At 72.2% G+C, this 3,898-nt stretch carries 1 protein-coding gene and 1 pseudogene; both read right to left on the bottom strand.

Features of this window, described 5'->3' with window-relative positions; genetic code table 11:
- Positions 1-3,556: family 78 glycoside hydrolase catalytic domain (locus tag AB0M52_RS32045; RefSeq protein ID WP_363961446.1), on the bottom strand; the 3,556-nt coding region annotated here is incomplete at its 3' end.
- Positions 3,557-3,648: 92 nt separating this feature from the next.
- Positions 3,649-3,898, bottom strand: a pseudogene (locus AB0M52_RS32040) (hypothetical protein); the annotation flags it as partial.

Genomic DNA, 3,898 nt, shown 5'->3' with positions numbered 1-3,898 from the left:
CGCCGATCAGGGCCGACGAGGCGGCGGACAGTCGCTGGTCGACCTGGGTGAGCGGCGTGGCGAGGCGGCCGGCGATGCCGGCCGGCACCCGGCCCACCTTGACCTGCGTGTTGAGCCAGCGCTCCAGACCGGCCGCGGTGGCCAGGGCCCGGTGTACGTCGGCGGCGGTCGCCTGCCGGTCGCCGCCGGCGTAGGTCCGCTGCGCGGTGGCCGTCTCCCGGTCCAGCTTGCCGAGCTGGGCGCGCAGGTGGGCGACCACCGACCGGTCCAGGTCGGCGGCGAGCTCGTCCACCAGCGTGGTCGTCGCCGCGACCGCGGCGAGGGCCCCGCCCAGGTCGCCGAGCACCCGGTCGACCGCGAAGGAGTACGCGCCGGAGCCGACCTCGAGGACCGCCACGTCGCCGTCCATCTTCACGAACCGCACCCCGTCGGCCTGCTCGGCGGGTCGGCCACCCTCGGTGACCGCGTACCGGTTGGGTGCCGGGATGCGTACGGTGGCCGTGCTGTTGCCCGGCAGGCTCAGGTCCAGCCGCAGGTCGCCGTGGTCGTCGAGGCGCCAGGCGGTGCTGATGGTGCCGCGTACCGACTGGTACGTGGCCCGGGCCGAGGTCAGGTCGCCGCCCGGTTGGGGGGCGATGGTGAGGTGGCCGTAGCCCGGGTGCGCCGGGTCGGGTTGGATGCCGGCGATGGTGCGGTACATCCAGTCACCCACGGCACCGTACGCGTAGTGGTTGAACGAGTTCATTCCCACGTCGCCGAAGCTGCCGTCCGGCTTGATCGAGTCCCACCGCTCCCAGATGGTGGTCGCGCCCTTGGCGATCTCGTATCCCCACGACGGGTAGGTGTCGTTGAGCAGCAGCCGGTAGGCCACGTCGAGGTGCCCGGTGTCGCTGAGCGCCGGCAGCAGGTCGGGGGTGCCGAGGAAGCCGGTGGACAGGTGCCAGTCGTGTCGCCGGACGTTGGCGACCAGCTTGTCGGCGGCCTTGGCGCGCAGCTCGTCGGGGAGCAGGTTCATGCCGATGGCCAGCACGTACCCGGTCTGGCTGTCGCCCTGGACGGTGCCGTCGGCGGCGACGTACGAGTCGACGAACGCCCGGGCGATGTCCTTCGACAGCGCCGCGTAGCGGGCGGCGTCGTCGTCCTTGCCGATGGCGGCGGCCATCTCGCCGAGCAGCCGGATGCTGTACGCGTAGTAGGCGGTGGCGATGACGGGGCCGGGGGTCGGGTCGTTGAGGTTGAGCCAGTCCAGGTACGGGCCGGCGTTCGTGCGCCGGTTGCCCGAGCTCGTGCTCTGCAACCAGGAGGCGAAGCGTGCCATCGAGTCGTAGTGCTCCCGGATGATCCGAGTGTCGCCGTAGCGCTGCCAGAGCGTGTAGGGGACGGTGATGCCGGCCTCTGCCCAGCCGGTGGCCCCGTCGCCGCAGCAGGCCCGGGGTGCCACGTCGGGGTACGAGCCGTTGGCCGACTGCGCGTCGCGCAGGTCCTGCAACCACTTGGTGAGGAAGGTCAGGCTGTCCATGTTGAACGTCGCGGTCGGGGCGAAGACGTTGATGTCGCCGGTCCAGCCGAGCCGCTCGTCCCGGGCGGGAGTGTCCGTGGGGATGGACAGGAAGTTGCCCCGCTGACCCCAGGTGATGTTGCTGTGCAGCTTGTTGACCATGGCGTTGGAGGTCTCGAACTCGCTGGTGAGTTCGCCGTCGGTGTGCATCACCAGGCCGGTCACGGTGCCGAGGTCGGGCGTGCCGGGGAAGTTGGTCAGCTCGACGTACCGGAAGCCGTGGAAGGTGAAGGTGGGCTCGTAGACCTCCCGGCCGCCGCCGGCCAGGGTGACGTAGTCGGTGGCCTGCGCGGAGCGCAGGTTGGCGGTGTAGGCGGTGCCGTCGGGGTTGAGCACCTCGGCGTGCCGGAGGCGTACGGTGGTGCCGGCCGGGCCGTCGACGGTGAGCCGGACCTTGCCCACCATGTTCTGGCCGAGGTCGAAGATCCAGGTGCCCGGGGTGGGCTGGGTGAGCGTCTTGGCGGGCAGTTCCTGGGTGACCCGGACGGGCGGGTCGACCTGGGCGACCAGCTTGGGGGTGGCGCCGGTGTCGTCGACGGTGGCGGTGGACCAGCCGGAGTCGTCGAACCCGGGCCGGTCCCAGCCGGCCGGGAGTTTGCGCGCGTCGTAGGTCTCGCCGTGGATCAGGTCGGTCTGCCGGAACGGGCCCGGGGTGGCTCGCCAGGAGCCGTCGGTGCGGACGGTCTCGGTCCGGCCGTTGGCGTAGTCGATCACCAGTTGGGCGCTCAGGTGCGGGCGGGAGCCGTAGATGTCGGTGCCGAACCAGGCGATGCTGCCCGAGTACCAGCCGTCGCCGAGCATCGCGCCGAAGGCGTTGTCACCCTGCCGGAGCTGGCCGGTCACGTCGTACGTCTGGTACTGCACCCGCTTGTGGTAGTCGGTCCAGCCGGGCGCCAGCTCGTGGTCGCCGACCCGCTGCCCGTTGAGGGACAGTTGGTAGACGCCGAGCGCCGACGCGTACACCCGGGCCCGGGCGATCTGCCCGTCGACCTGGAACCCGCGTCGCAGCAACGGGTTGGCGTCCAGTGCGGTCAGCATCGCCTCGGTGTCGCCGCTGACCCGCAGCCCGGCCGCGGTCGCCGTGCCGCCGCCGAACGGGTTCTCGCCGTCGGTGAGCGCGGCGGCGAACAGCGTCTGGTCACCGCTGCTGACGGTGAGGTCGCTGAAGACGCCGGTCTCCACTCCGCTGGTGCGCAGGCCGATCCCGCCGGCCCGGTGGGTGCCGTGGCGGGTGACGTCGACCTGGGTGCCGTCGACCCAGGTGGTGACCGCGTCACCGGCCGCGGTGATGCGCAGGGTGTGCGGGGCGGTCAGCTTGTCGGCCGGTACGACCGCGCCGAGCGGCACCTCCTTGAGCAACGTCCAGGTGCCGTTGACCCGCACGTGCGGGCGCAGCTTGGCGGCTCCGTTGGTGATGGAGAACTGCCACATGTAGGCGTTGCCCGCGCCGCGGGCGCGGAAGAAGATCCCGGCCGCGTCCCGTTCCAGGCGGATCCGCGTCTGGACGGTGTAGTCGGTCCACGACTCGGTGGGCGAGGGCAGTCCGATCCAGTCGGCCTGCCATCCCTGCGGCCCGTTGACCCCGGTCTCCCAGGACGCGGGCGCGCTCCACCCGGACGTCCGGCCCGCGGTGTCCCAGACCCGCACCTGCCAGTGGTAGCGGGTACGGGGGTGCAGCGCCGGGCCGTCGTACTCGACGAAGGAACTGTCCCGCGAGGTGACCCGGCCGCTGTCCCAGACGTCGGCGGCGGCGAGGCCGTCGGGGCTGGTGGCCACCCGGATCTGGTACGCCTGCTGCACCACGGCGCGTACGTCGGCCCGGATCGTCCAGCCCAACCGGGGCCGCGCCACGTCCAGCCCGATCGGGTCGGTGGCCCGCTCGGTCGTCAGCGCCTCGACCGTCAACCGGTCGGGCGACGGTTCCGCGGCGCCCGCCCGGTCGGCCGCGACCACCGGCGACGAGAAACCGACGACCAGCGCGGTTACCGCCGCCAGCACGGTCCGGATCCCTCTTGTTCCCCTCATCAACCTGATCCCGTCTTCTACTGTCGTTGCTGTCTCTCGCCGTCCGCCGGACCCGACCCGTGCGGTCAGCGCGGTTGCGCGGCGGTGCCGGCGACCGGGCGGAAGCTCGACCGGCCGGAGCCCACCTCGAACACCGCCCGGCCGTTCTCGATCCCGACGAAGGTGGCCTTGCTCGGGCCGGCGGCCCGGTAGGACTTGCCGGCCTCGACCGGCAGCGCGACCCGGGCCGTAACGTTGACCGGAACGTCGAGGTCGACCGTGTACGCCTCGGGCAGCCGGTTCTCCAGCGCGGCGAGGCAGCGTGCCTTGCTCCAC

It is taken from the genome of Micromonospora sp. NPDC051296 (assembly GCF_040682255.1).
Taxonomy (GTDB): Bacteria; Actinomycetota; Actinomycetes; order Mycobacteriales; family Micromonosporaceae; genus Micromonospora; species Micromonospora craterilacus.
Note: the sequence above shows the minus strand (reverse complement) of the source record. Positions and strands in the feature narration are given on the sequence as shown.